This window comes from Marinobacter sp. KMM 10035 (assembly GCF_046537445.1).
Classification (GTDB): domain Bacteria; phylum Pseudomonadota; class Gammaproteobacteria; order Pseudomonadales; family Oleiphilaceae; genus Marinobacter; species Marinobacter sediminicola.
Genome location: NZ_JBBVMG010000001.1, coordinates 2,101,489 through 2,128,292, shown reverse-complemented (window position 1 = coordinate 2,128,292; position 26,804 = coordinate 2,101,489). Strand labels below are relative to the sequence as shown.

Sequence of the window (26,804 nt, the reverse complement as noted above, 5' to 3'; positions counted from 1 at the left end):
CATAATCCAAGGCGGCAAGTAGCCCTGAATCGCTCGCCGCAACACCATCAGGTATTCATAATGAACGCAAAAGCAGGCCCCCTACCCCTACCAGAAATTGATATTGAGGAGTTTCGCAAGGTCGTTCGTAGCCGCCGCTCTATCCGGCGCTTCACAGATGAACCCATCCCCGATGCGGTACTCGAGGACTGTCTGGAACTGGCCACACTGGCACCAAACTCCAGCAATCTTCAGCCTTGGGAGTTTTTTGTTGTCAGAACACCCGAGTTACGAAGCAAGCTTGCTGAAGCTTGCCTGGGGCAAAATGCTGCGACCACCGCACCCGTTTTGATTGCAATTGTTGCGCGCCCAGACACCTGGAGGAAGCACGCTCGACTTGCGCTGGAAGAATGGCCAAAGAATGAAAAGCTGCCTGGAATTGTTGAGAAGTACTACAAAAAAATTGCACCTATTCACTACAACCAAGGGCCATTTGGGGTTCTGGGAGTGGCCAAAAAATCCTTGGGACTGGCTGTAGGGCTGACCCGCCCGGTTCCCCGTGGCCCCTACTCAGTGAACGAAATGAAGGTATGGGCAACCAAATCCACAGCCCTGGCTGCCCAAAACCTGATGCTTGCACTTCGTGCACACGGTTACGACTCTTGCCCCATGGAAGGCTTTGACGAGTGCCGTGTGCGCAAACTGCTAAAACTGCCCCGCAAAGGGCTGGTCACCATGGTGTTGGCCGCAGGACGCCGAGCTGAGAACGGCGTCTACAACCAACAGTACAGGTTCGATCAAGATTCCTTGATTCACTATCTGTGAACCATCAGAGATCAGCCTGCTTAGACCGTTATGGCAGCTGATCTCCGAACACACTGGCACCTTCTTCCGGCGTGCTGACCGCACGCCGCATCCAGCCAAACAACTCTCGACCAAAGCCCTTTTGATACCCCGATAAGTCTAGCCTCGCGGCTTCCCGACTTGAAAACTCCGCTTCCTCGACAAGGATGTCCAGGGTGCCCTTATCAGCATCCAGGCATATGGTGTCACCATCTTTAACCCGGGCAAGCGCTCCACCTTCGAGAGCTTCCGGGTACACGTGTATCGCTGCGGGAACCTTGCCCGACGCTCCAGACATTCGGCCGTCCGTAACAAGGGCAACCTTGAACCCTCTATCCTGCAATACCCCGAGATACGGCGTCAGCTTATGCAGCTCTGGCATACCGTTGGATCTTGGGCCCTGAAAGCGCACAACAACAACGCAATCTCTATCCAGTTCGCCCGCATCAAACGCCGCTTTCAATTCATTCTGGTCATTAAAAACCACAGCGGGCGCTTCAACTCTGTGGTGTTCTGCCGCAACCGAAGATACCTTGATCACGCCCCGCCCCAGGTTGCCGTGCAACACCTTGAGCCCACCGTCTGGCGCAAAAGGCTCAGAAGCAGTACTTAGAACGTCTGGGCGCAGGCTTTTTCCTATAAATGGCTGCCAGACCAACTTGCCAGATTCCAGCGCTGGCATTTGGGTATAGCGTTCCAGCCCGCGCCCTACAACCGTCTCCACATCGTTGTGCAAGAGCCCGTTATCAAGCAGTTCTCGAATCAGGAAGGGTGTTCCACCGGCTTCATGGAAGGCATTCACATCTTCTTCCCCATTCGGGTAGATACGGGTCATGGATGGCACTGCAGAGGAAAGATCGGCGTAATCATCCCAGTCGATAATTATGCCGGCAGCGCGGGCAATCGCCACCCAATGCAGCGTATGGTTGGTGGAGCCTCCCGTTACCAGAAGCGCAACCAACGCATTCACAACACTTTTCTCATCAACCATATCGCCCAAGCCAAGCTCTCCACCTTGGGGCTTGGACAAACGGATCACTTGTTCTGTTGCGGCACGGGTCAGCTGATCCCGCAGCGGGGTGTTCGGGTGAACAAACGCCGCCCCAGGTAAATGCAGCCCCATAACCTCAACCAGTAATTGGTTGCTATTGGCCGTGCCGTAAAAGGTGCAGGTGCCTGGACTGTGGTAGGACTTGCTCTCTGCCTCGAGCAACTCCTCTTTGCCTATCTTACCCTCGGCATATAGCTGACGGATTCGCTGTTTTTCTTTATTCGGAAGGCCAGAAGGCATAGGGCCGGCTGGAACAAGGATGGTCGGCAGGTACCCAAAACTGAGTGCCCCGATCATTAATCCGGGAACAATTTTGTCGCAAACACCCAGCAATAATGTGGCATCGAACATGTTATGGCTCAGAGCTACCGCCGTGCTCATGGCGATAGTGTCCCTGGAGAACAGGCTGAGTTCCATACCGGGCTGGCCCTGAGTAACACCATCACACATGGCAGGTGTACCACCCGCAAACTGGGCCACCGACCCCATGCCGTGGGCCGCCTCACGAATAACATCAGGAAAGCCCGCGTATGGTTGATGCGCTGAAAGCATGTCGTTATAGGCGGAAACCACGGCCACATTGGCTTTATTCATTAGCTTCAACGTGTCTTTATCGCTTTGGCCGCAAGCAGCAAAGCCATGGGCAAGATTACTGCAGGAGAGCGCGCCGCGATGCGGCGATTGCGCTTTAAGCTCATTCATCCGGCCAAGGTAATCCTCTCGAGAGGCGCGGCTGCGGTCGATAATTCGCTGGGTAACTTTTTTAACCGTCGGATGCATTTTGAAGCTCCAATGTCTGCCAGTTATGCAATTACACTCAATAGTACGTAATTTTACCTTCTTTTTCCGCCACTCATCACTATGACGTTCATAATCGAACATTATTTTGTTATATTTACTACATCAACAACAAAGTTCGAGCAAAAATCGAACAAAACATCTAGATCAGGATCCAGAATATGACAATTCGTATCGCAATTAATGGTTTTGGACGGATTGGCCGCAACATCCTCCGCGCGCTTTATGAAAATGACTACCGCAACCGACTCCAGGTCGTTGCAATCAACGACCTTGGCGACGCAGAAACCAATGCCCACCTGCTCAAGTATGACAGTGTTCACGGGCGTTTTAATGCAGAAGTCAGCCACGATGCCGAATCTATCAGCGTAAATGGCGACCGGATTGCTATCACCGCCATTCGCAACCCGGAAGACCTGCCCTGGGGTGAACTGAATGTTGACCTTGTTTTGGAGTGCACCGGATTATTCACCAAGCGTGATGAGGCAGAAGCCCACATCAAAGCCGGCGCCCGCAAGGTTATTATCTCGGCTCCAAGCCCGGATGCCGATGCCATGATTGTTTATGGTGTAAACCACAACACACTCACGGCACAGCACACTATTATTTCCAGTGCGTCCTGCACCACCAACTGCCTGGCACCGGTTGCCGATGCGCTACATAAAGCGATAGGCATCGAAAGCGGGCTAATGACAACCATACATTCTTATACGAACGATCAGAATTTAAGCGATGTGTACCATACTGATCTCTACCGCGCCCGCTCCGCAACCCAGTCGATGATCCCGACCAAAACCGGCGCCGCAGCAGCCATCGGGAAAATCATTCCCGAGTTGGATGGAAAGCTTGACGGCCTGGCAGTGCGAGTGCCAACAATCAACGTGTCGCTGGTCGATTTCGGGTTTATCGCAAGCCGGGAAACCTCCATTGAAGAAGTAAATGCAGTGGTAAAAGCCGCTGCTGAATCCAATCCGGTACTAGGCTACAACGTCGAGAAACTGGTCAGCATCGATTTCAACCATAATGCTCTATCCAGCATTTTCGACGCTAACCACACTCGCGTGCTTGGCTGTCATGTAAAAGTCATGGCTTGGTACGATAATGAGTGGGGATTCTCAAACCGGATGCTGGATAACGCTCTCGCACTGATGGAGGCCAGCCGATAAAGGCGGCCACTCCGGAGCCAGAGTCACTTGTACAACATTAAACCGAACAACCAAGGGACACTATATATGCTCAGGCGTACCAAAATTGTCGCCACCTTAGGCCCCGCCACCGACTCTCCGGAATCCCTGGCTGCCATCATCCGTGCCGGAGTCGATGTTACCCGGCTCAACTTTTCCCATGGCAGCGCAGATGAGCACATGGAGCGAGCCCGTCGAGTGCGGGACGCAGCCGCATCACAGGGCCGATTTGTTGCCCTGCTCGCAGACCTGCAAGGCCCAAAGCTCCGCATTGCCCGATTCACAGAAAACAAAGTCATTCTGAAGGCAGGCCAAACGTTTGTTCTGGATGCCTCGATGGACAAAGAGGCCGGCACCGAAGAGCGTGTTGGTATCGACTATGAGCAACTTATTAACGATGTAAAGCCGGGCGATATTCTTGTTCTCGACGACGGCCGCATCGAAATGGAAGTGCAATCTGTAGAAGACCACTGCATAACCTCGACAGTACTGATTGGCGGCCCGCTCTCCAACAACAAGGGCCTTAACAAGCGTGGTGGCGGGTTGTCTGCTGATGCGCTGACCGAGAAAGACAAACAAGACATAGTGACCGCAGCGCGCCTTGGTGCAGACTACGTGGCAGTGTCATTCGTACGAACGGCAGAAGACATGCACACCGCTCGCAAGCTCCTTAAAGAGGCAGGCTCTAATGCCGGGCTCGTTGCCAAAATCGAACGCGCTGAACTGGCCCATGATGTTGCAGCTCTGGATGCAGTTATTGAGGCCTCTGATGTGGTTATGGTCGCCAGAGGCGATCTTGCGGTTGAGATAGGTGATGCAGAACTTGTGGGCGTTCAGAAGCTTATCATTGCCCGAGCCCGGGTTCTTGACCGCGCGGTTATAACAGCAACTCAGATGATGGAATCCATGATCACCAGCCCCATGCCGACTCGCGCGGAAGTGTCTGATGTAGCGAACGCTGTTATGGATTACACAGACGCGGTTATGCTATCTGCCGAAACAGCAGTAGGTGACTACCCGGTAGAGGCTGTAGAAGCAATGGTGCGCATCTGTATAGGTGCAGAAAAACACCCGACAATGCACCAATCGAATCATCGGATTCACGAAAGCATGGAGCTTGTTGACGAGGCCATTGCCTTATCGGCCATGTATGCAGCAAACCACTTGAACGGCGTTACTGCCATTATTTGCATGACAGAAACGGGCGCAACTCCGCGCTTAATGTCTCGTATAAAGTCCAGCCTGCCGATTTTTGCTTATTCACGGCATCATTCAACGCAGCATCGGGTGGCTATGTACCGGGGAGTGCAAACCGTTCCGTTTGATTCTGCGAAAATCCCGAACGAGCGCACGAATGCACAGGCTGTGTCTGAGCTGGTTACCCTGGGCGTAGTCAATGAGGGTGATCTGGTTGTCATCACCAAGGGCGACTATGTGAACGCCCAAGGTGGAACCAACACCATGAAGATTGTGCGGGTTGGCGCCGATATCAGCTAAGAGCAGCCAGACTGGCCTCTGCGATCTCGGTAATCCTGGGCCAGTCTCGCTCTGATACAACGTCGTCCGGGGTTAACCAGCTGCCGCCCACCGTAAGCACATTGCCCAAAGCCAGGTAATCCCTGGCCGTTTCCCGGCGAACACCGCCCGTTGGGCAGAAAACCGCATCGGGGAACGGGCCTTCAAAAGCCTTCAAGGCAGGAGGCCCACCCGCCACTTCTGCGGGAAAAAACTTGAACTCCCGGTAGCCCAAACCGTACCCAAGCAGCAACTCGGAAGCCGTAGAAATGCCCGGCAAAAGAGGTGCTTCAGAGGTTAAAGCAAAATCCAGAAGCGCTTTTGTAACGCCAGGGGTAACGATGAACTGAGCGCCTGCTGTTTCCGCTTGCCGGTACTGATCAACACAGGTGACAGTGCCAGCGCCAACCCACGCCTCTGGCAGGGCTTCCCGCACTTGCTTTATCGCCCCAATCCCATGCTCCGTGCGCAAAGTTATTTCCATCACCCGGATACCACCCTCAAAAAGCGCCTGGCAAAGCGGTACCGCATCATCAGGATGCTTGATGGTGATAACAGGCATAAGCTGAGACGCCGCCAAAACAGATCTGATGCGGTCGCGGTGAAATTCGGACACATAACTCATGATTCTCTCCACACGGGCTTAAGATGAGCCAAAGAAGGCTCAGGGGCTCCAGAAGACCTGGAGGCCCGGTTTCAGGAATCCCCGAACCGGCATTGTAAATATACCGCCGGGCTCACTTAGGGCTTTCTTAAGAGTAGCCAACTTATCCTCGCCCTTGAGATGCAGTGCGATAAAGCGGGCTCTATGCATAAAGGCATAGGTAAGCGTAATGCGCGGGTGCGCCTGAGATGGCGGCGTCATTGCAGCTAAGGTTTCCCGGATTTCCAGGTTCATGGCATGGGCCAACTCCGGGGCATCCGGGAACAGGGATGCGGTATGGCCGTCATTACCCATTCCAAGAATCAGAACATCCAACGGGCGCGTCAGCGTAACAAGCTCGGCATTAGCCGCCGCCAAGCCGTCTTCTGGTGTTTCACCCTTCTGCTTCAGAGAAAAAAACCTGGCAGCTGCTGCGTTATTCTGCAACAGGTTTGCTTTGACCAGCCGAGTGTTGCTGGCGTCATCGGCCTCCTCAACCCAGCGCTCATCTACCAGTAATATATCCACCCTGCCCCAATCCAGCGCCTTGTGCGACAAGGCCTGAAAAAATGGCAAGGGAGTGGAGCCGCCAGAAACCGCCAGGCTGGCACGCGGGGCACTTTCAAGACGCATTCGCAGGAACTCAGCAACTGTGCCAGCGAGTTGATGTGCAACCAGTTGAGGCGTCTCTCCAAAACGCGCCTCTATACCTTGGGGAAAATCCAGCTCAGGCATCTTCATACCAACTCCTTCCATCCCGCGTGATCATTGCGATGGAGGCCACTGGTCCCCAGGTTCCCGAAGCGTATCGCTTCGGCGGGTCACCACCATCACTCCAGTTTTGAATAATCTGATCAACCCAGCGCCAAGCATGCTCTACTTCATCCCGCCGAACAAACAGGTACTGGTTGCCTTTCATGACCTCCCAAAGAAGACGCTCATATGCATCGGGAATGCGCTCTGCTTCAAAGGTTTCCGAAAACGTCAATTCCAGCGGCCCCTGTCGAAGGCGCATGCCTTTGTGCAAGCCTTGATCCTTGGTGAGTATTTTAAGCGACATTCCTTCATCCGGCTGCAGCCGGATAATCAGCTTATTGTTTGCCAGATGTTTTTGGTCCGGATCAAAAATATAATGGGGGGCTGGTTTGAAATGAATAATAATTTGTGACAGCTTTTCCGGTAGACGCTTCCCGGTACGTATATAGAACGGCACGCCCGACCAGCGCCAATTGTCGATTTCCACCTTCAGTGCAACAAAGGTTTCTGTCTCACTCCTCTTATTCGCACCTTCCTCCTCCAGATAACCCGGAACCGGAGTTCCGGTGCTGGCGCCGGCTGCGTATTGCCCCCGCACCACGCAGGTATCCATCATGTCCGGCGTGATAGAGCGAAGCGCCTTGAGCACTTTTACTTTTTCATCACGGATACTGTCGGCAGACAAGTCCGAAGGTGGGTCCATGGCGATCAGACACAACAGCTGCAACATGTGATTCTGGATCATGTCGCGAATTTGCCCTGCCTTGTCAAAGTAGCCCCACCGTCCCTCAATTCCAACACTCTCAGCAACCGTAATCTCAACGTGGGAGATATGATTCTGGTCCCATTGGGAAGCAAACAGGTTATTGGCAAAACGCAAGGCAATCAGGTTCTGGACGGTTTCCTTTCCCAAATAGTGATCAATCCGGAATAGCTGGCTCTCGCTATACACCTCACCAAGTTCATCGTTGATCACGCGGGAGGAGTCAAGATCATGGCCAATCGGCTTCTCAACCACCACGCGGGTGTTTTCGGTACAGCAACTGGCAGAACTGAGATTTCGGGCAATGACGCCGTACATGGAGGGAGGGCTCGCCAAGTATACGATGAGTTGATTCTCATATTCGGTGCGCCAGCTGTTAAGCACACCGAATCCCTTCTCATCATGAAAATCCAATATCTGGTATTCAACCCTCTGCAGAAAAGCTTCGGCTACCGCGGGCTCAAATTCGTCGGGCTTCACGTGCTTCTCAAGCCTCTCCATCAACTGCTTACGAACCGCTGCCGTATCAAGCTCCCTGCGGGCAATCGCCAGTATTCTGCTGCCATCGGCCAGGAGCCCGGCTCTTTCAAGCTGGTAAAACGCTGGAAACAACTTCCGCTGAGCCAAATCACCCAGAGCTCCAAACAGCATTATGTCGCATCGGGTCGTCATTCTGTGGGCCATTAAGCACTTTTCTCCGGTGGGTCAGGCGTTAACAATGCATCTTGCACGCTTCTAAATGTAGTAGTTTTATCTAAATAATGGCACCAACCCCGGATTAATCCAAGGGCTCCATCAGGTTGATGATACGTTTACTACCCCAAATACGCTAAAATCGCGGTATAATCACCCGATATTCAAAATGATTTCATCCGAAATTCAGGGAGCAGCTTTGATGGCCGCAAACCATGCGCATCGTGACGACAACCTTCTGGAGGACATACAGTCCAGACTTGATACTCTGAATAAATCAGAGCGCAAAGTGGCAGAAGCAATCCTGCGCGACCCCAGTGCAGCAACACGCTACAGCATTGCAGCTTTAGCTCGGGCCTCCAACGTAAGCGAGCCCACCGTTAACCGGTTTTGCCGGGGCTTCTCTGCAACAGGCTTCCCAGACTTCAAAATACGCCTCGCACAAAGCATTGCCACAGGAACCCCTTATATAGGCCAGAACATTGAGCCTGATGACACCGTTGCAGAGTTTGCCGACAAAATCATGCTGAGCACCATGGCCAACCTGGAAAAGGCCCGGCAGGCGCTGGACCCCCGCGCACTGGCAACGGCGATCGATTATCTGATCCAGGCTAAGCAGATCAACTTTTTCGGCATGGGGGGTTCCGCGTCCGTGGCGCTGGACGCACAGCACAAGTTTTTCCGATTTAATATCCCGGTGATGTCTTATGACGATGCACTGATGCAACGAATGGTCGCTGCCGGCGCCAGTGTCGGGGATGTTATCGTTATGATTTCCTACACCGGGCGTACCAAAGAAACCGTGGATATTGCCCGCATCGCCCGAGACAACGGCGCTGCCGTTATTGGCATCACAACACCCAACTCTCCCCTGGCGGAGGTTTGCACCACCACGCTGGAAATCACTGCTCCGGAAGACATTGAGGTGTATATGCCCATGTCATCCAGAATCATTCACCTTACGGTTATCGATATCCTCGCCACCGGCGTTACGCTAAAACGCGGCGCAGACTTCCTCGGGCATTTAAAGAAAATTAAAGACAGCCTTATGCCGACGCGCCTTCCGTCAACCCCGGAGTAAGCGCCTCTACCAAAATTCAGGCAACAAAAAACCCGGACAATTCCTTGCCCGGGTTTCTTAGTATGCTTACCTCTACCTACGGCCGGGATACTTCAGCGGTGCTCCTCAGGAACTGCTGGTAAGCGGCGTATTCACGCTGGCCTTCCAGTGAAGCCAGGAACGTACGCAGCTGATCCAGATCAGCACTGTTGTCATCTGTGCTACCTTCATGGACCGCATCCAGCGCGACCACAACAACGCCGCCCTGAGTCGTTGCAGAGCCGTAACTTGGCGCATCCTCAGCAGGCCGGGCCAAGGAAAACGCGGCCTGTACAACCTGTGGATCGACACCCACAGCATTACGTGCCTGCTCCTCGAACTGCTGCCAATCGCCAGCATCAAACGCATCGAGCGCCTTGCCTTCCTCAAGTCCGGCAATGATGGAATCTGCACGCTCATTCAAAAGCTTCCGCGTTTGGCGAGCCTCAAGCGTTCGGCGTATATCGTCTCGTACGTCGTCCAGAGCGAGCTTCTGAGCTTCACGATGCTCCCTCACGCGGGCTACAACGGAAACATTGTCACCCACATCGATCAGCTCAGTGTTATAGCCACCCTCAAGAACATCCTCCGAGAACAACTGGCGAACGAGCCCTGCATGGTCAAACGGCGCCTGCCCACCATTTTTGGTGACTCCAGTAGCCTCACGAATCTCTAACCCCAGCTCCTTCGCAGGGCCGGCAAGATCATCTGCCGCATAGGCTGAATCCGCCAGTTCTGCACGCACCTCTGCATATTTTTCCTGCGCACGCTCAAGGGCAAGTTCGCTGCGAAGCTGCTGCTCCAACTCTGCCAATGATGGAACTTCTGACCGACGAACATCATCCAGGCGGATCAAATGCACACCAAAAGTGGTTTTCACTGGATCGGATACAGCGCCTTTTTCAAGGGAAAACAAGGCTTCTTCGAAGGCTTCATCATAAACGCCGCGGCCCGCATAGCCCAGATCACCACCTTCTTTCGCAGAAACGGTGTCTACAGAGAATTCTTTCGCCAGCTCCTCAAAGCGCTCACCAGCGCTCAGGCGCTCTTTGATCGATGCGAGAGTCTGCTCGGCATCAGCACCATCCTCAATCAGAATATGGGAGGCACGACGCTCCTCACGGGCCAGGTCGCCGGACCTCTGCTCGTAGTACGCCTCCAGCTCTTTCTGGCTAATCTCAACCTTTTCGGCCATGGAGCCCAGGGACAAGGTTATATATGCAGCATCCACCTGTTCCGGCTGCTGGAATGCGGCACTGTTGCCCTCATAGAAGGATTCGATGTCTGCATCTGTAATCTCGATATCACCAGAAACGGCAGTTGCAGGAATCTGAAGAATACGGAAACTCCGGGTCTGGTTCTGAATCCGCAACAGTTGCGCGGCATTCTCGTTGGCGACCAAGCCACTTTGCATAATACCCGCACGAATCTGGTTGACCACATACTGCTTGCGCATGGCTTCACGGAACTCGCCAACACCCATGCCCAGATTGCGCACAGAAGCCACAAAACGATCACGGTTGAATTGCCCTTCTACCTGAAACTGGGGCATTTGGGTAATCAAGGCATCAATGTCAGCATCGCTGAGCGCAAGACCCTGAGCGTCGGCATCCTGGATAAGAACCTGTTCCTGAATCAGCGAATCAAGCACGTCTTTACGAATCTGATCTTCATTCAGCAAGGCAGGGTCAGGACGCTCCATAGCGGCCAGGCGACGCTGGCTTTCCATCTGAACCACCCGCAGGAAGTCCCGCTCCGTTATGTCCTCACCGTTAACTGTCGCAACTTCCGGCTCGCCGGAGAAGCCGCCAACAATGGCATCCATCCCCCAGACGGAGAGAGACACGACCAACAGACCGATAATGATCTTGGCAATCGTTCCTTGGGAATTTTCCCGCATATCTTGAAGCATATTTATCCCGAATCCCTATGCCGATAATCTCAACGTAAAAAGGCGCACCCTGTTGGAATGCGCCTTCAATTCTTCTTGGTGGCTCCCTTTGACAGGCGCCACCGGAGAAAGAACCGTTACTTAACGGCGTCTTTCAGGGCCTTACCTGCTTTAAACCCAGGCACTTTGGAAGCCGCGATCTTGATCTCGGCACCCGTTTGCGGGTTTCGACCAGTGCGTGCTGCACGGTCTTTAACAGAGAATGTACCAAAACCGATCAGAGTTACCTGGTCGCCGCTTTTCAGAGCACCGGTAATGGAATTGGTCATTGCATCCAGAGCACGGCCAGCGGCGGCTTTGGAAATATCTGCTGATTCTGCAATTGCATCAATAAGTTCGGACTTGTTCACACTAAACCCCTTCGCTTTCAGGTTGAAGATGTTCTCGGTTGGATTGTTTTTTCTTGGACGTTCTCGACTATCGCACAAGCGGTCGGAGAATTCCATTCTTCGGTTTTCTTATTCCTTTCGGCATTCAACCGGTGTTTGGAATAGATACACACTGCGCGGGAGCCCTTGGTATTGGCTGCTTCACGGCGAAACAGTTATACCAATGGGTTCTCCGGCGTGTCAACAACTCATCTCGGGTTTAATGTGTATTTATGCGCTCTGCACTGTCACTTTCGTCATCACGGGGCTTACCAGAACCCTTTTCAGACGATGAACCGGCGGTATGCGGCTCGGGCGCATAAGCCAGCGCAATGTCCAACACTTCATCAATCCATTTAACCGGAATTATCTCCAGAGATTCTTTTATATTGTCCGGTATCTCCTTGAGATCTCTAACGTTTTCATCAGGAATCACAATAGTCTTGATGCCGCCGCGATGCGCTGCAAGTAACTTTTCCTTCAGGCCGCCAATAGGCAAAACCCGACCACGAAGAGTAATCTCACCGGTCATTGCGACGTCTGCACGGACCGGAATTTTCGTTAAGGCAGAAACCAGCGCTGTGCACATCCCAATACCGGCGCTAGGTCCATCTTTAGGCGTTGCACCTTCCGGTACGTGCACATGCAAATCGTGTTTTTCATGAAAATCGTCTGCAATACCAAGACCCGCTGCACGACTTCTGACAACCGTGAGCGCCGTCTGGATAGATTCCTGCATCACATCCCCAAGTGACCCGGTTTTAACAACCCTGCCCTTACCTGGCGTAAGAGCGCACTCAAGTGTGAGTAGCTCACCACCCACCTGGGTCCATGCAAGGCCAGTCACCTGCCCGATCTGATTGGTTTCTTCCGCCAGCCCGTAATTGAACTTCCGTACACCGGAATAGTTCTCAAGCATGCCAGGCTCGATCGTGATAACAGCTTTGTCGTTGACTTCCACATGCTCACGAACAACCTTGCGGCAAATCTTGGCGATTTCCCGCTCAAGCCCACGGACACCGGCTTCCCGCGTGTAATAGCGAACTATATCTCGCAAAGTATCTTCACGCAGTGTGAGCTCATCCTTGCGCAAACCGTTGGCTTTGATCTGCTTTGGCAACAGGTAGCGCAGTGCAATATTGACCTTCTCATCTTCGGTGTAGCCCGGGATCCGGATAACTTCCATGCGATCCAGCAACGCAGAGGGAATGTTCATGGAGTTTGAGGTGCACACAAACATGACATCGGAAAGGTCGTAGTCCACTTCCAGGTAGTGATCGTTGAACGTGTGGTTCTGCTCAGGGTCCAGAACTTCCAGCAGGGCAGAGGCCGGGTCACCGCGGTGATCCATGCCCATTTTGTCGATCTCATCGAACAAGAACAGCGGGTTTTTAACACCGACTTTAGCCAATTTTTGCAGCAACTTGCCTGGCAGGGCCCCAATATAGGTTTTGCGGTGGCCACGAATCTCGGCCTCATCCCGCACACCGCCAAGCGCCATGCGCGTGTATTTGCGGTTGGTTGCCCTGGCAATGGATTGCCCGAGGGAGGTCTTACCCACACCAGGAGGGCCCACTAAACACAGCACAGGCCCCTTTACTTTTTTCACACGGCTCTGCACTGCAAGGTATTCAAGAATGCGCTTCTTGACCTCATCAAGGCCATAGTGATCCTGATCAAGAATTTCCCTTGCTTTTTCAATGTCGTGACGCACTCGGCTGCGCTTTTTCCAGGGCACTGCCAGCATCCAGTCGATATAACCACGGACAACCGTAGCCTCGGCAGACATGGGCGACATCATTTTCAACTTATTCAGTTCCGACTCTGTCTTTTTACGAGCCTCTTCTGGCAGCGCTGCCTCTTCAAGCTTCTGCTCAAGCTCTTCAAAATCGTTATTACCCTCTCCGAGGTTACCCATTTCTTTCTGGATAGCCTTCATCTGCTCATTGAGGTAATACTCGCGCTGACTGCGCTCCATTTGCTTTTTAACGCGGCCACGGATGCGCTTTTCAACCTCAATAAGGTCGATCTCGCCGTCAAGTTTTCCAAGCAGAAGCTCCACACGGAGACGGATATCGAGTGCTTCGAGCAGTTCCTGCTTTTCCGGGATTCGCATTTCCAGATGGGCAGCCATGGTGTCAGCAAGGCGTTCCAGCTCTTCAATACCCGTCAAGGCGCTGGAGACTTCAGAAGGCACTTTTCTGGACAGCTTTACGTACTTTTCAAACTCTTCTGTAAGGGTCTTCATAAGCACGTCTTCTTCGCGCTCAGGAAGGCCCTCTTCGTCAAGCAGAGTGGCACCACCGGACAGATATTCGGCTTCTGATACGTTACTTATCGCGGCCCGGGCATTGCCCTCAACCAATACCTTCACGGTGCCATCTGGAAGGCGCAGCATTTGCAGTACCGTCGCCAAGGTGCCCATCTCAAAGACGTCATCGGGGCCAGGCTCATCGGTGGAAGCATCCCGCTGGGCCACCAGGAGGATTTCCTTGCTCCCTTCCATTGCGGCTTCTAGCGCCTGGATGGATTTCTCGCGGCCCACAAACAGGGGGACCACCATGTGCGGAAACACCACCACGTCCCGAAGAGGGAGAAGCGGGTATTCTTGCACGATATCTTGGGGTATCCGGGTCATAAGGAATCCTCTGACTGTGTTTCATTCAGCATACCACCCTTCATTGGGGCGACCTCTGAAATTGCAATCTTTTTACCAAACAGCACAGCACACCGTCCTGTTGATACAAACCATTAAAAAAGGGGCGTTTCCGCCCCTTTTTCTGATTTCTTCAGGTTATTTAATCAACCCGGCTATACAGAACTGATCAATCATCAGGCACTGCTTTAGCATGATCATTGTTCGCGTATATCTTGAAAGGCTCTGAATCACCCTTGATTACGCTTTCATCAATAACAACCTTGGAGATATCGTGCTCCGAAGGAATCAGATACATGGTGTCGAGCAACGTGGCTTCCATAATGGAACGAAGTCCCCGGGCGCCTGTTTTACGCTCCAGAGCCTTACTTGCAACTGCGCGCAGTGCGTCATCCCGAAAATCCAGCTCTACGCCTTCCATGTCAAACAGCTTCTGATACTGCTTGGTCAGCGAGTTTTTCGGCTCTGTAAGAATCTGCACGAGCGCTTCTTCATCCAGCTCAGTCAAGGTAGCTATGACTGGCAAACGCCCAACGAACTCGGGAATCAAACCGTATTTGACGAGATCTTCCGTCTCAACGTTCTTGATCACATCACCGGTGTTTTTGCTCTCATCCCGGCTGGCAACTGCTGCCGAAAAGCCGATACTGCTCTTTTCGGTGCGGTCACGGATGACCTTGTCCAGCCCGGCAAACGCGCCACCGCAGATGAACAGCATATTGCCTGTATCAACCTGCAGGAACTCCTGCTGCGGATGCTTGCGACCACCCTGGGGCGGCACAGAGGCAACAGTGCCCTCTATCAACTTCAACAAGGCCTGCTGAACACCTTCACCTGAAACGTCCCGGGTGATGGAGGGGTTATCTGACTTGCGTGAAATCTTGTCGATTTCATCGATATAGACAATACCGCGCTGGGCCTTATCCACATCGTAATCGCACTTCTGAAGCAGCTTCTGGATGATATTCTCAACGTCCTCACCCACGTAGCCAGCTTCAGTAAGCGTTGTGGCATCGGCAATGGTAAAGGGAACATTGAGCATGCGCGCCAGAGTTTCCGCCAACAACGTTTTACCGCTACCCGTCGGGCCAATCAGCAGAATGTTACTTTTACCAAGCTCTACATCGCCCTTGCCTTCACCATACCGAAGGCGCTTGTAGTGATTATAAACCGCTACCGCGAGTACAACCTTGGCTCGGTCCTGGCCAATGACATATTCATCAAGCGTGTTGCGGATTTCAGCCGGCGTCGGGAGGCGATCACTCGGCTCCTCCTGTGCGTTCTCCTGAATTTCTTCGCGGATAATATCGTTGCACAGGTCGACGCACTCGTCGCAGATGAACACCGAAGGCCCTGCAATGAGCTTACGGACTTCATGCTGGCTCTTTCCACAAAACGAGCAGTAGAGCAACTTGCCGTTATCGTCGCCTCTGCCGTTTCTTTCATCTGCCATTGAAATACCTCTGATCTCGTTTTGCCGGCGCATTAGATAAATGATAAGACGCCGGCCAAGGTGATGCGATTACTGCCAGTATTATTTATTCGGCACGCGCTTATCAAGTATCGAGTCGATCAACCCGTACTCTTTAGCCTGTGTCGGATCCATAAAGTTGTCACGATCCGTGTCCCGGGCGAGGGTTTCCAGATCCTGGCCTGTGTGATGAGCCAGTATCGAATTCAGCGTATGCCGGATTTTCAGAATTTCGCGGGTATGTATTTCGATATCTGTTGCCTGACCCTGATAACCACCCAAAGGCTGATGAATCATAACCCGGGAGTTAGGCAGACATGCACGCTTACCAGCAGCGCCCCCCGCCAGAAGGAAAGCACCCATGCTCGCAGCCTGGCCCACACACAACGTTGAAACATCAGGCTTGATAAACTGCATGGTATCGTAAATCGACATGCCCGCTGTCACAGAGCCACCCGGGCTATTGATGTACAGATGGATGTCTTTGTCCGGGTTTTCAGATTCCAGGAACAGAAGTTGCGCTACGATCAGGTTAGCCATGTGGTCTTCCACCTGCCCAACCATGAAGATCACCCGCTCCTTGAGCAGACGAGAGTATATATCAAACGAGCGCTCCCCACGGGCGGTCTGCTCGATAACCATCGGCACCAGGGCGGACCTGGTATCCATTGCGAGACCATCGATTGGTTTCTGCATCATGATTCGCCTGAACTCCTTATGGATAATTGGGCGTGGCATAAAACCACGGCATCCTCAGCTTTTTTGCACCTGTTACTTTGCCAGCCTCAAGCCTAGATGAAAACAGCCGGACATGCCGGCTGTTAATTTCTTTCGGCCAGCACCTGAGCCAAACGTATTCTGGCTCAGGTGCTGTCACGCCGCCAATATCAGCGCTGGGGTTGCCCTGCCTGAATGGCTTCTTCGTACTTGACCTTCTTCTCTTTGACATTAGCCTGAGAGAGAACGTAGTCAACAACCTGGTCTTCCAAAACGGAAGATTCGATCTGACTCTTCTGCTCCGGGTTACCGGTGAAGTGCGCAATGACTTCATCTGGTTGTTCATACGTTGACGCGATTTCCTGGATCTTTTCATCAACCTTGGCGGCATCTACTTTCAGGTCGTTTGCCTTTACAACTTCCTGGAACAGCAGTCCGGTCTTCACGCGACGTTCAGCCTGCTCCTGGAAAATCTCCTTGGGCAGCTGCTGAAAATCAACCTGTCCGCCAAAACGCTGGACCGCTTCCTGACGTAGACGATCGATTTCCTGATCTGCCAATGCAGCCGGGATATCAAACTCGGTTGATTCGAGAAGGCCGTCTACAACGTCATTCTTGACCTTGTTGGATACAGCCTGCTTCAGCTCGCGCTCCATGTTCTTTTTAACTTCTTCACGGAATGCCGCTTCGTCTTCCGCCTCGATACCAAACTTGGTAAAGAACTCGGCATTCAGCTCAGGTAACTGAGGCTCTTCAACCTCATGAATCTTGATTTCAAACTTCGCAGGCTTACCTTTGAGCTCTTCGTTGTGATAGTCCTCAGGGAACGTCACTTCGATTTCCAGCTCCTCACCGGCCTTTCCGCCAACGATGGCTTTTTCAAAACCAGGAATCATCTGATCCGAACCCAGAGTCAGCTTGTGGCCTTCTGCAGCACCACCTTCGAACTCCTCACCATCAATAAAGCCCTTGAAGTCGATGGTCAGCACGTCCTTGTTCTTGGACTTACGCTTAACAGACTTCATGGTGGCCTGCTGACGACGCAGGTTATCGATCATGGTGTCGATATCTTTGTCGGTGATTTCAGAGGTCATCTTTTCAATAGAGACTTTACTCAGGTCGCCCAGCTCTATTTCTGGCAACACTTCGAAAATGGCAACAAACTCGAGGTCCTTGCCCGCTTCCATGGTCTTGGGCTCAAGCTTGGGCCAGCCCGCTGGATTGATATCCTGCTCCTGCAAGGCCTTAATGTAGTTGTCGCGCATGATTTCGCCGACTATTTCCTGGCGCACGCTGTCACCGAAACGACGCTTGACCACGCTCATGGGCACCTTGCCAGGACGGAAACCGTTCAGGCGCACAGTGCGAGCAGTTTCCTGCAGGCGTTTCTGAACCGCCTGTTCAATTTCCTGGGCGGGCACACCAATCGTCATGCGACGCTCGATGTTGGAGGTCGTTTCTACAGACACTTGCATGGAAGATCCTCAAAATTCAGGTTCGGTATGTGAATGAAATTAAAACTAAAAGACCATTCCGAAGCGTTTCCCCGGAAATGACCCAAAATTAAAAGCCGATAGTTTATCACGGTTTACCCTGACGAGAGAATCATCTCCCAAATGTAGTTTCCGGGATCGTGACGCCAGCGGCACTTGCAGGCAGGAGTTTGGGACGAAAACTGCAAAATAAAGGGGGCAAGAGCAATAAAAAAAGGCTCTTAGATCATCTCTAAGAGCCTTCTCAAGGTGGTCGGGTTGGGGAGAATCGAACTCCCACTCCTCTCGGAACCAGAACCTAAATCTGGCGCGTCTACCAATTTCGCCACAACCCGGAATTCTAAAAACCTGTACCGCGTTGCTGTATCACTTAATCGCTGACACTTAACAGATGTTACAGCGCTGACACATTCAACACATGCGGATTTCATTGCTTTGAAAAGTGGGGTGGACGAAGGGGATCGAACCCTCGACCGCAGGAGTCACAATCCTGAGCTCTACCAACTGAGCTACGTCCACCACATCGGGACATACCTTTCGGTATCTTCGATAACCTGGATTAACTGCAGCCAAACTCCCTTGCAGATAATCTTTAATCCTAAACCTGTTAACTTTGCCTGCAGTTCGGTTTCGATCAAGCCGACGGCTTTAATGGCGCGCCCGGCAGGACTCGAACCTGCGACCCTCGGCTTAGAAGGCCGATGCTCTATCCAGCTGAGCTACGGGCGCTTGACCGTTGGCCTAGCTGAACATGTAGAAAAGTGGTCGGGGTAGAGAGATTCGAACTCCCGACATCCTGCTCCCAAAGCAGGCGCGCTACCAGACTGCGCTATACCCCGTTCAAACTGATCAACTCTTGCTTCAGCAAAGTTGGCGCGCATATTACCGTCGGAATTTCGCTTCGTCAACAAAGAAAATCAAATTCTCTCTTAAATCAGTAATTTTGACGCTCAACCTGCACCGGGGCTGCGACAACTCCCCATGCTCCACTGATTGGAGTTAGGCGACAGGCGTGCGACAATAATGCCCCTTTTAATTACCAATGCCAACCGACAAGACGAATCATGAGCGCCAAACTAATCAATGGAAAAGAAATTGCTGCCGCAGTCAGACACCAAGTCGCTTCCGGCGTAGAGACCCGCATACAAAATGGACTGCGCGCACCCGGCCTTGCCGTGGTTCTGGTGGGCAACGATCCGGCTTCCGAAGTGTATGTGGGCAACAAGCGTAAAGCCTGCGACGCTGCCGGCATCCTGTCTCTCTCCTACGACCTGCCCTCAGATACCACCCAGCATGCCCTGGAGGCCCTGGTTGATGAGCTGAATGAAAATCCGCTGGTGGATGGGATCCTTGTACAACTTCCACTGCCCAGCCACCTGGATGCCGACCCGATATTGCTGAAAATCCGACCAGACAAAGATGTTGATGGCTTTCACCCCTACAACATAGGCCGCCTGGTGCAGCGTAAGCCTGCCCTGAGGCCATGCACGCCCGCTGGTGTGATCACCCTACTGGATAGCATCAACACCCCCTACAAAGGGCAGCACGCAGTGATTGTGGGCGCATCTAACATTGTCGGTCGCCCCATGACCATGGAACTGCTACTCAAAGGCGCCACCACTACTGTGTGTCACCGTTTCACACCGGATCTGGAAAAATACGTTCGTGACGCAGACATTCTCATCGCTGCCGTAGGAAAGCCCGGGCTGATCAAAGGCGAATGGGTAAAACCTGGCGCGACCGTGATCGATGTCGGCATCAATCGCATGGAAAACGGGAAGCTGCAGGGCGACGTGGACTTTGAAACAGCTTCAGCCCGGGCAGCCTATATCACCCCGGTACCTGGTGGCGTTGGCCCCATGACCATTGCCACGCTACTGCAAAACACCCTGTACGCAGCGAACGAACTGCACACCGGCTAGTCCCGCGGCGCCCCCCCGATCTTTAAAGAGCACCAAAGCACGCACAAAAAAACCCGCCGAAGCGGGTTTTTTTGTCTCAGCCGAACTTACTGGCCGAGCGCCTGCTTCGCCTTCAAGCGATACGCATGCAACAGCGGCTCAGTGTAACCACTCGGTTGCTCGCGCCCCTTGAGAACCAGGTCCATAGCGGCCTGGAATGCAATGCTGTCAGCAAAGTTTGGCGCCATAGGACGGTAGCTTGGGTCATTGGCATTCTGCTTGTCCACAACCTGCGCCATGCGCTTCATGGTTTCTTCAACCTGCGCGTCGGTGCAAATGCCGTGGTACAGCCAGTTGGCCAGATGCTGGGATGAAATACGCAGAGTCGCGCGGTCTTCCATCAGACCAATATCGTTGATATCAGGAACCTTGGAACAACCAACACCACTATCGATCCAGCGAACAACATAACCCAGAATACCCTGGGCGTTATTGTCCAATTCCTGCTGAATATCTTCCGCTGTAAGCTTGGAAGGATCGTCCATCACCGGCACAGTCAGGATATCGTCCAGGCTGGCACGGGCACGGCTTTCCAGCTCTTTCTGGATGTCAGCAACTGATACCTGGTGGTAGTGGGTCGCGTGCAGGGTCGCTGCCGTTGGCGAAGGCACCCAAGCAGTGTTGGCGCCAGATTTCGGATGACCAATCTTTTGCTCAAGCATAGCCGCCATCAGGTCTGGCATTGCCCACATACCTTTACCAATCTGTGCAACACCACGGAAGCCTGTTTCCAGACCTACATCTACGTTCCACTGCTCGTAGGCGCCAATCCATGCTGCCTGCTTCATTTCACCCTTACGAATGAACGGACCAAGCTCCATAGAAGTGTGCATTTCATCACCGGTTCGGTCCAGGAAGCCTGTGTTAATGAACACTGCACGCTCTTTGGCGGCGTGGATACACGCTTTGAGGTTCACTGTGGTGCGACGCTCTTCGTCCATGATGCCGACCTTCAGAGTGAAGCGCGGCAGGCCCAGAGCATCTTCGACACGACCAAAGAATTCGTTGGTAAACGCTACTTCTTCAGGGCCGTGCATCTTTGGTTTAACAATGTACACCGAGCCAGTTGCGGTGTTCTGGAACTTACCGTCGCCCTTCAAATCGTGAATGGCGATCAGGGAAGTAAGAATACCGTCCATCAACCCCTCAGGCACTTCACTGCCGTCTTTCAGCAGAATAGCCGGGTTGGTCATCAGGTGGCCAACATTACGAACAAACATCAGGCTGCGGCCTTTCAGTTTGATCTGACTACCGTCAGCTGCAGTGTATTCACGATCTGCGTTCATTTTACGGGTCAGGCGCTCGCCGCCCTTCTCGAAGGTTTCTTCCAGATCACCCTTCATCAGGCCGAGCCAGTTGCTATAGGCCAGAGTCTTATCATCGGCGTCTACAGCAGCAACAGAGTCTTCGCAGTCCATGATGGTGGTCAGTGCAGACTCCATCAGTACATCTTTTACGTGAGCGCCGTCGTCTTTGCCAATGGGGTGAGTGGCATCGATCTGGATCTCAAAGTGCATGCCGTTCTTGACCAGCAGAATGCCTGTAGGCGCATCGGCAGCACCGGTGTAACCCACGAAACCGGATTCATCTTTCAGGCCGGTCACATCGCCATTTTGCAATTTAACAGCCAGCTTGCCGCCAGAAACCTGATACAAGACTGCATCTTTATGGCTGCCTGCCGCCAAAGGCGCAGAGTTATCCAGCAGGTTACGTGCAAACTCGATAACCTTGGCACCACGAACCGGGTTGTAACCACGGCCTTTTTCAGCACCACCCTCTTCGGAAATAGCATCGGTTCCGTAGAGCGCGTCGTAGAGGCTGCCCCAACGTGCGTTTGCAGCGTTCAGCGCAAAGCGAGCATTCATGATTGGCACAACTAGCTGAGGGCCAGCCATGGTTGCCACTTCAGGGTCAACATTCGCCGTAGAGATACGGAAGTCAGCAGGCTCTTCTACCAGATAACCAATTTCCTTTAGGAAGGCTTTATAAGCGGCCATATCGAGCTTCTGGCCCTTATGGTCGCTGTTCCAGCTGTTCATTTTTTCCTGGATAGCACCGCGCTTAGCCAGCAGCTCACGATTTCTCGGCGCCAGATCATTTACGATCTTGTCGAATTCCGCCCAGAATTTATCTGCATCCAGCCCAGTGCCTGGAATTGCTTCGTTAGTTACGAAGTCATACAAGTTCTTTGCGACCTGAATGCCGCCGAGTTGTACGCGATCTGTCATCGTTAATAAGCCTCAGTGGGTTAGCCCTGTCCCAACCGCCATTCAGCAGCCGGGCTCGAAAAATCGAAGGCCGCATTATACGGGAAGTTCCTTATAAGGTCATTTCCCTGAGTACAACGCGACCTTGGTATCAGCGTTAACTGCGCCGCCAACTTGTTCCCTCACGGGAATCGTCCAGAATAACGCCCTGCTCTGCCAACTCGTCACGAATGCGGTCGGCACCCGCAAAATCTCTGGCTTTACGGGCATCAGCGCGGGCCTGAATTTTCGCTTCAATGTCTTCTGCCGTCAGCTCTCCACCGGAATCAGCCTGAAAAAAAGCATCGGGGTTTTGCTGCAAGATTCCGAGAACATCACCAAGCCTGATCATCACAGTTGCCGCCTGCCTTGCGTCATCTTCACGGCCTTCCCGGCGGTGTTGATTTATGTCATTGGCAAGCGCGTGTAAAACCGAGATACCCCCCGGGCAATTGAAGTCATCGTTCATTAACTCGACAAAACGACGATCTTGCTCAGTTTCAGGCACGTCGTTTGAATTCATTGGCTCTATGCCACGCAGTGCATGGTATAGCCTGGCCAGAGAACGCCCTGCCTCAGCCAGATTGTCTTCAGAATAATCGACCTGGCTGCGGTAGTGACTGGAAACCAAAAAGAAGCGGACCACTTCGGGCGGGTAGGTTTCCAGTATTTCCCGTATGGTGAAAAAGTTGCCCAGGGATTTGGACATCTTTTCTTTATTCACACGGATTGCGCCCGCATGCATCCAGGTATTCACGAAGGTATGCCCGGTAGCGCACTCGGACTGGGCAATTTCATTTTCATGGTGAGGGAACAGCAAATCCGGTCCGCCTCCATGAATGTCAAAGGTATCGCCCAGGCATTTTGTTGACATGGCAGAACATTCAATATGCCAACCCGGTCGACCATTACCCCAAGGTGAAGGCCAGCTGACCTCACCTTCATCGGCAGCTTTCCAAAGCGCAAAATCCGCTGGGCTTCGCTTGGCTTCCTGTACGTCGATGCGCGCACCCGCCAGCAGATCTTCGAGTTTTTTCTTGCTGAGTTTTCCGTAATCCTTAAATGACTCTACAGAAAAATAGACATCGCCGTTGTCCGCGGCATACGCATGGTCAGATTCGATCAGCGTATTGATCATGGCTATGATTTCAGCAATGTAATCCGTGGCACGAGGCTCTGCGCTGGGTGACAACACACCAAGCCTTGCCTCATCCTCGCGCATCGCCGCGATCATACGCTCGGTCAGCTCGGTAAACGGTTCGCCGTTTTCCTCGGCTCTGCGAAGAATCTTGTCGTCAATATCAGTGATATTGCGCACATAGGTCACATCGTAGCCGCGATTGCGCATGTAGCGCGTTACTACGTCAAAAGCCACCAGCACCCGCGCGTGACCCAGGTGGCAGTAGTCATAAACCGTCATACCACACACGTACATGCGAACCTTTCCCGGCTCGATAGGCATAAAGACTTCTTTTTGCTGGGTGAGCGTATTATAAATCCTGATCAAAGCTGGTCTCCCGAATGCTTACCCTTATTTACTCTCTATTTACCCCACGAATCCCGCAAGGTAACAGTGCGATTGAATACCGGCTTCCCGGCTTTGGCTGTCAACTCCTGATCACAGAAGAAATAACCTTCGCGCTCAAACTGGTACGGCAAGTCTGTAAGCGGCGTTGCCAAGCTTTGCTCTACCCGCGCACCCTTCAACACCACAAGCGATTGCGGGTTAACGTGATCCAGGAAGTCTCCTTCCTTGTCACTGTCCGGAGATTCGTGGTTGAACAGTCGGTCGTACAAGTTAATATCGCACTCCACACTGTTGCTGGCAGACACCCAGTGGATCACACCGTTAGGCTTGTAACCCTCGGGGTTAACACCCAGTGTGGCCGGATCGTATTCACAGCGCAGCTCCACAATTTCGCCACTGGCATCGCGCACAACTTCCTTGCACGTCATCACATAGCCGCCGCGTAAACGAACCGCCTGCTCGGGTGCCAATCGCTTCCACTTGCGTGGTGCCTCTTCCACGAAGTCATCCCTGTCGATAAACAGAGTCTGGCTCCAGGTAACATCACGCTGCCCCATATCCGGGTTCTGAGGATGCACAGGCAGGGAGAGAGTTTCGATCTTGTCGGCCGGATAGTTGGTCAGCGTCACTTTCAATGGGCGCATCACGCACATGGCACGAGGTGAGCGAGTGTTGAGGTCCTCGCGGATAGCGAATTCAAGCATCCCCATATCCACCGTCCCGCCAGCCTTGTTAACACCAATCATGTCGCAGAACGCACGGAGCGATTCCGGCGTATAACCGCGACGGCGCATACCCGAAATAGTCGGCATGCGAGGGTCATTCCAGCCTTCGACCAAATGTTCATCCACCAGGCGCTTGAGTTTACGCTTGCTGGTGATGGTGTAGTTCAGGTTCAGACGAGCAAACTCTATCTGTCGCGGCTGACAAGGCGCAGTAATGTTATCAAGCACCCAATCGTAGAGGGGGCGGTGATCTTCAAATTCGAGCGTGCACAGAGAGTGAGTAATCCCCTCCATGGCATCTGAGATCGGATGAGTGAAGTCGTACATCGGGTAGATGCACCATTTATTGCCCGTCTGATGATGCTCAGCAAAACGAATGCGATAAAGTATAGGGTCTCGCATATTGATGTTAGGGGACGTCATATCAATCTTCGCCCTTAACACCAGTTCACCGTTTTTGAACTTACCATCCCGCATATCACGGAATAGCGTCAGGCTTTCATCTGCAGGGCGGTCGCGATAAGGGCTGTTTCTGCCCGGTTCAGTCAAGGTGCCCCGGTACTCCACCATTTCATCTGCAGTTAACGCACAGACATACGCCTTGCCTTTCTCGATCAGTTCCTCTGCAAAATAGTACAGAGAATCGAAATAGTCAGAGGCATAACGTACTTCCCCATCCCAGGTGTAACCCAGCCATTCAACGTCTGCCTTGATGGCATCGATGTACTCCTGGCTCTCCTTTTCCGGATTAGTGTCGTCAAACCGTAGGTTACACACACCGGAAAACGTATTGGCGATACCAAAGTTAAGGCAGATAGATTTCGCATGGCCCACGTGCAGGTAACCATTAGGCTCAGGCGGAAAACGGGTCACAACCTGGCCGGTATGCTCGCCTTTGGCAACGGCGTCTTCAATCAGGTTCTGAATAAAGTTATGGGCTTTCTTCGGCTCGGCGCTCATACAATCTCTATTAAAAGAAGTGGGTCGTAAACCGTCTATTATACTCATAAATCCAGAGCGGACTCATGCATCACCGGAAACTCTTGCGTACAATACCGGCTTTAAGCGATTCCAACTCAATGAACAGGAAACCCTGATGATTCTGCTGACAACCAATCACGGCGATATCAAGCTCGAACTGGATTACGAAAAAGCCCCAGAAACCGCAAAGAATTTTGAACAGTATGTTCGCGATGGCTTCTACGACGGCCTGATTTTCCATAGGGTTATCAGTAACTTTATGGTTCAGGGTGGCGGTTTCGAGCCTGGCATGGTGGCACGCAAGACCCGCGACCCAATCAAAAACGAAGCGGACAACGGCTTGAGCAATATGCAGGGCACCGTCGCCATGGCCCGTACTATGGACCCACATTCGGCTTCAGCCCAGTTTTTCATCAACGTGGAAAACAATGGGTTTCTGGACCACACAGCAAAAAATGCCGAAGGCTGGGGTTACTGTGTTTTTGGCAAGGTTGTAGAAGGTATGGAGACAGTTAACGCAATCCGCGCCGTCCGCACCACCATGGATTCCGGCCATCAAGACGTACCCTACGAGGACGTGGTCATTGAAAAGGCCACTGTTATCGAGGACGGAGGCACAGCGTGACCACGCTGTTTATTTCCGACCTGCACATGGAAGAGTCACGCCCCGATATTATCGGGGCGTTTCTTCGCTTTCTTGAAGAAGAAGCGCCCGGTGCAGAGCAGCTGTTCATACTTGGTGATTTCTTTGAGGCCTGGATTGGTGATGATGAGCGCACCCCTCTCCAAGACCAGGCTGCAGCCGCACTGCGCACCCTGAGCGACAGCGGCACCCGCATTTTCCTGATGCACGGCAACCGGGATTTTCTGCTAGGCGAGGATTTCTGCGCACGTGCCGGCGCCACTCTTCTGGATGACCCCACACTCATCGATCTCTATGGCACCCCTACTCTGCTGATGCATGGTGACAGCCTTTGCACCGCTGATGTTGAATACCAGAAATTTCGCGCCAAAATGCGTAATCCGCAAATGCAAAAGATGATTCTGTCCCGCCCTCTTGAGGATCGCCAGCAAATGGCAAGGCAACTGCGGGAAATGAGCATGGCATCGAACCAGGGCAAAACTGAAGATATCATGGACGTAACCCCGGAAGAGGTGCAGCGAGTTATGGAAGCCCATGATGTGCCTCTACTCATTCACGGGCACACCCACAGACCTGCTGTACACTCTCTGGAAGTAGACGGGAAATCCGCAAAGCGAATCGTTCTGGGCGACTGGGACAAGCATGTCTGGTGGCTGGTTGCGCAGTCTGAACAAGAGACAGAGCTGAAAAAGATGCCGTTACCAAACTCCTGAGACGCCCACTGCTGCATGATGCAGGGG

Annotated in this window: 20 protein-coding genes and 4 tRNA genes; 7 read left to right on the top strand and 17 right to left on the bottom strand. The window is 52.7% G+C overall.

All coding sequences use genetic code 11. The features are described 5' to 3' along the window. Positions 1-60: 60 nt before the first annotated feature. Complete coding sequence (locus tag AADB16_RS09505; RefSeq protein ID WP_410802879.1) at positions 61-804, top strand: nitroreductase family protein; 744 nt, start codon at positions 61-63, stop codon at positions 802-804. 28 nt (positions 805-832) lie between these two features. Here the strand turns inward: AADB16_RS09505 and edd are convergent, their stop codons facing one another. After that, entirely contained in the window at positions 833-2,653 is a 1,821-nt protein-coding gene (gene edd, locus AADB16_RS09500; RefSeq protein WP_410802877.1) for a phosphogluconate dehydratase, read from the bottom strand. A 179-nt stretch (positions 2,654-2,832) separates the two neighbouring features. Here edd and gap point away from each other — a divergent pair, with 179 nt between their 5' ends. Beyond that, complete coding sequence (gene gap, locus AADB16_RS09495; RefSeq protein ID WP_410802875.1) at positions 2,833-3,837, top strand: type I glyceraldehyde-3-phosphate dehydrogenase; 1,005 nt, start codon at positions 2,833-2,835, stop codon at positions 3,835-3,837. A gap of 66 nt (positions 3,838-3,903) precedes the next feature. Then, positions 3,904-5,352: a pyruvate kinase gene (gene pyk, locus AADB16_RS09490; RefSeq protein ID WP_410802873.1), complete on the top strand. Its 1,449-nt coding sequence runs from the start codon at positions 3,904-3,906 to the stop codon at positions 5,350-5,352. Here pyk and eda read toward each other — a convergent pair. The 3 genes from eda to zwf are packed head-to-tail and all read right to left on the bottom strand — an operon-like array spanning position 5,345 to position 8,216. Further along, positions 5,345-5,995 (bottom strand): bifunctional 4-hydroxy-2-oxoglutarate aldolase/2-dehydro-3-deoxy-phosphogluconate aldolase, encoded by a 651-nt coding sequence (eda, locus tag AADB16_RS09485; RefSeq protein ID WP_309043189.1) that lies wholly within the window; start codon positions 5,993-5,995, stop codon positions 5,345-5,347. The genes pyk and eda overlap by 8 nt on opposite strands. A 39-nt stretch (positions 5,996-6,034) precedes the next feature. Further along, positions 6,035-6,754, bottom strand: coding sequence for a 6-phosphogluconolactonase (gene pgl / locus AADB16_RS09480; protein WP_410802871.1), 720 nt, complete (start codon positions 6,752-6,754; stop codon positions 6,035-6,037). After that, positions 6,741-8,216, bottom strand: coding sequence for a glucose-6-phosphate dehydrogenase (gene zwf / locus AADB16_RS09475; RefSeq protein WP_309043187.1), 1,476 nt, complete (start codon positions 8,214-8,216; stop codon positions 6,741-6,743). The genes pgl and zwf overlap by 14 nt, the downstream gene beginning before the upstream one ends. A 211-nt stretch (positions 8,217-8,427) precedes the next feature. Between zwf and hexR the strand changes: the two genes are divergently transcribed. Further along, the gene (gene hexR, locus AADB16_RS09470; RefSeq protein WP_410802869.1) at positions 8,428-9,306 is read left to right on the top strand and encodes a transcriptional regulator HexR; all 879 of its coding nucleotides are present in this window, start codon (positions 8,428-8,430) and stop codon (positions 9,304-9,306) included. 76 nt (positions 9,307-9,382) lie between these two features. Here hexR and AADB16_RS09465 read toward each other — a convergent pair whose 3' ends face one another. The 10 genes from AADB16_RS09465 to AADB16_RS09420 form a co-directional block, all read right to left on the bottom strand. Further along, positions 9,383-11,236 (bottom strand): SurA N-terminal domain-containing protein, encoded by a 1,854-nt coding sequence (locus AADB16_RS09465; protein WP_410802867.1) that lies wholly within the window; start codon positions 11,234-11,236, stop codon positions 9,383-9,385. 116 nt (positions 11,237-11,352) lie between these two features. Continuing rightward, on the bottom strand, positions 11,353-11,625 hold the full coding sequence (locus tag AADB16_RS09460) for an HU family DNA-binding protein (RefSeq protein ID WP_200201015.1): 273 nt from the start codon (positions 11,623-11,625) through the stop codon (positions 11,353-11,355). Positions 11,626-11,863: 238 nt separating this feature from the next. After that, entirely contained in the window at positions 11,864-14,281 is a 2,418-nt protein-coding gene (gene lon / locus AADB16_RS09455) for an endopeptidase La (protein WP_410802865.1), read from the bottom strand. 187 nt (positions 14,282-14,468) lie between these two features. Beyond that, a complete protein-coding gene (clpX, locus tag AADB16_RS09450) occupies positions 14,469-15,752 on the bottom strand; it encodes an ATP-dependent Clp protease ATP-binding subunit ClpX (RefSeq protein WP_298447764.1) in 1,284 nt (427 codons plus the stop codon). Positions 15,753-15,833: 81 nt separating this feature from the next. Next, positions 15,834-16,469, bottom strand: a complete 636-nt coding sequence (clpP, locus tag AADB16_RS09445; protein WP_298447766.1) for an ATP-dependent Clp endopeptidase proteolytic subunit ClpP — start codon at positions 16,467-16,469, stop codon at positions 15,834-15,836. Positions 16,470-16,657: 188 nt separating this feature from the next. Then, positions 16,658-17,962, bottom strand: a complete 1,305-nt coding sequence (tig, locus tag AADB16_RS09440; protein WP_298447768.1) for a trigger factor — start codon at positions 17,960-17,962, stop codon at positions 16,658-16,660. A 268-nt stretch (positions 17,963-18,230) separates the two neighbouring features. Continuing rightward, positions 18,231-18,315: transfer RNA gene (locus tag AADB16_RS09435), tRNA-Leu, on the bottom strand. A 108-nt stretch (positions 18,316-18,423) separates the two neighbouring features. Further along, positions 18,424-18,499, bottom strand: a tRNA-His gene (locus tag AADB16_RS09430). Positions 18,500-18,632: 133 nt separating this feature from the next. Further along, positions 18,633-18,709: transfer RNA gene (locus AADB16_RS09425), tRNA-Arg, on the bottom strand. A gap of 33 nt (positions 18,710-18,742) precedes the next feature. Beyond that, positions 18,743-18,819: transfer RNA gene (locus AADB16_RS09420), tRNA-Pro, on the bottom strand. Between the two features lie 225 nt (positions 18,820-19,044). Here AADB16_RS09420 and folD point away from each other — a divergent pair. Further along, positions 19,045-19,902, top strand: coding sequence for a bifunctional methylenetetrahydrofolate dehydrogenase/methenyltetrahydrofolate cyclohydrolase FolD (gene folD, locus AADB16_RS09415; protein ID WP_410802863.1), 858 nt, complete (start codon positions 19,045-19,047; stop codon positions 19,900-19,902). Between the two features lie 86 nt (positions 19,903-19,988). On the opposite strand, the gene AADB16_RS09410 is transcribed toward folD, so the two are convergent. The 3 genes from AADB16_RS09410 to AADB16_RS09400 form a co-directional block, all read right to left on the bottom strand. Beyond that, positions 19,989-22,169 carry a malate synthase G gene (locus AADB16_RS09410; protein WP_410802861.1) on the bottom strand — a complete coding sequence of 727 codons (2,181 nt, stop codon included), beginning with the start codon at positions 22,167-22,169 and terminating at the stop codon, positions 19,989-19,991. A gap of 136 nt (positions 22,170-22,305) precedes the next feature. After that, the gene (gene cysS, locus AADB16_RS09405; protein ID WP_410802859.1) at positions 22,306-23,694 is read right to left on the bottom strand and encodes a cysteine--tRNA ligase; all 1,389 of its coding nucleotides are present in this window, start codon (positions 23,692-23,694) and stop codon (positions 22,306-22,308) included. Positions 23,695-23,729: 35 nt separating this feature from the next. Continuing rightward, the gene (locus AADB16_RS09400; protein ID WP_309043180.1) at positions 23,730-25,400 is read right to left on the bottom strand and encodes a glutamine--tRNA ligase/YqeY domain fusion protein; all 1,671 of its coding nucleotides are present in this window, start codon (positions 25,398-25,400) and stop codon (positions 23,730-23,732) included. 136 nt (positions 25,401-25,536) lie between these two features. Here AADB16_RS09400 and AADB16_RS09395 point away from each other — a divergent pair, with 136 nt between their 5' ends. Further along, positions 25,537-26,046, top strand: a complete 510-nt coding sequence (locus AADB16_RS09395) for a peptidylprolyl isomerase (RefSeq protein ID WP_309043179.1) — start codon at positions 25,537-25,539, stop codon at positions 26,044-26,046. Then, positions 26,043-26,777 carry a UDP-2,3-diacylglucosamine diphosphatase gene (locus AADB16_RS09390; RefSeq protein WP_410802857.1) on the top strand — a complete coding sequence of 245 codons (735 nt, stop codon included), beginning with the start codon at positions 26,043-26,045 and terminating at the stop codon, positions 26,775-26,777. The genes AADB16_RS09395 and AADB16_RS09390 overlap by 4 nt, the downstream gene beginning before the upstream one ends. Positions 26,778-26,804 lie beyond the last annotated feature (27 nt).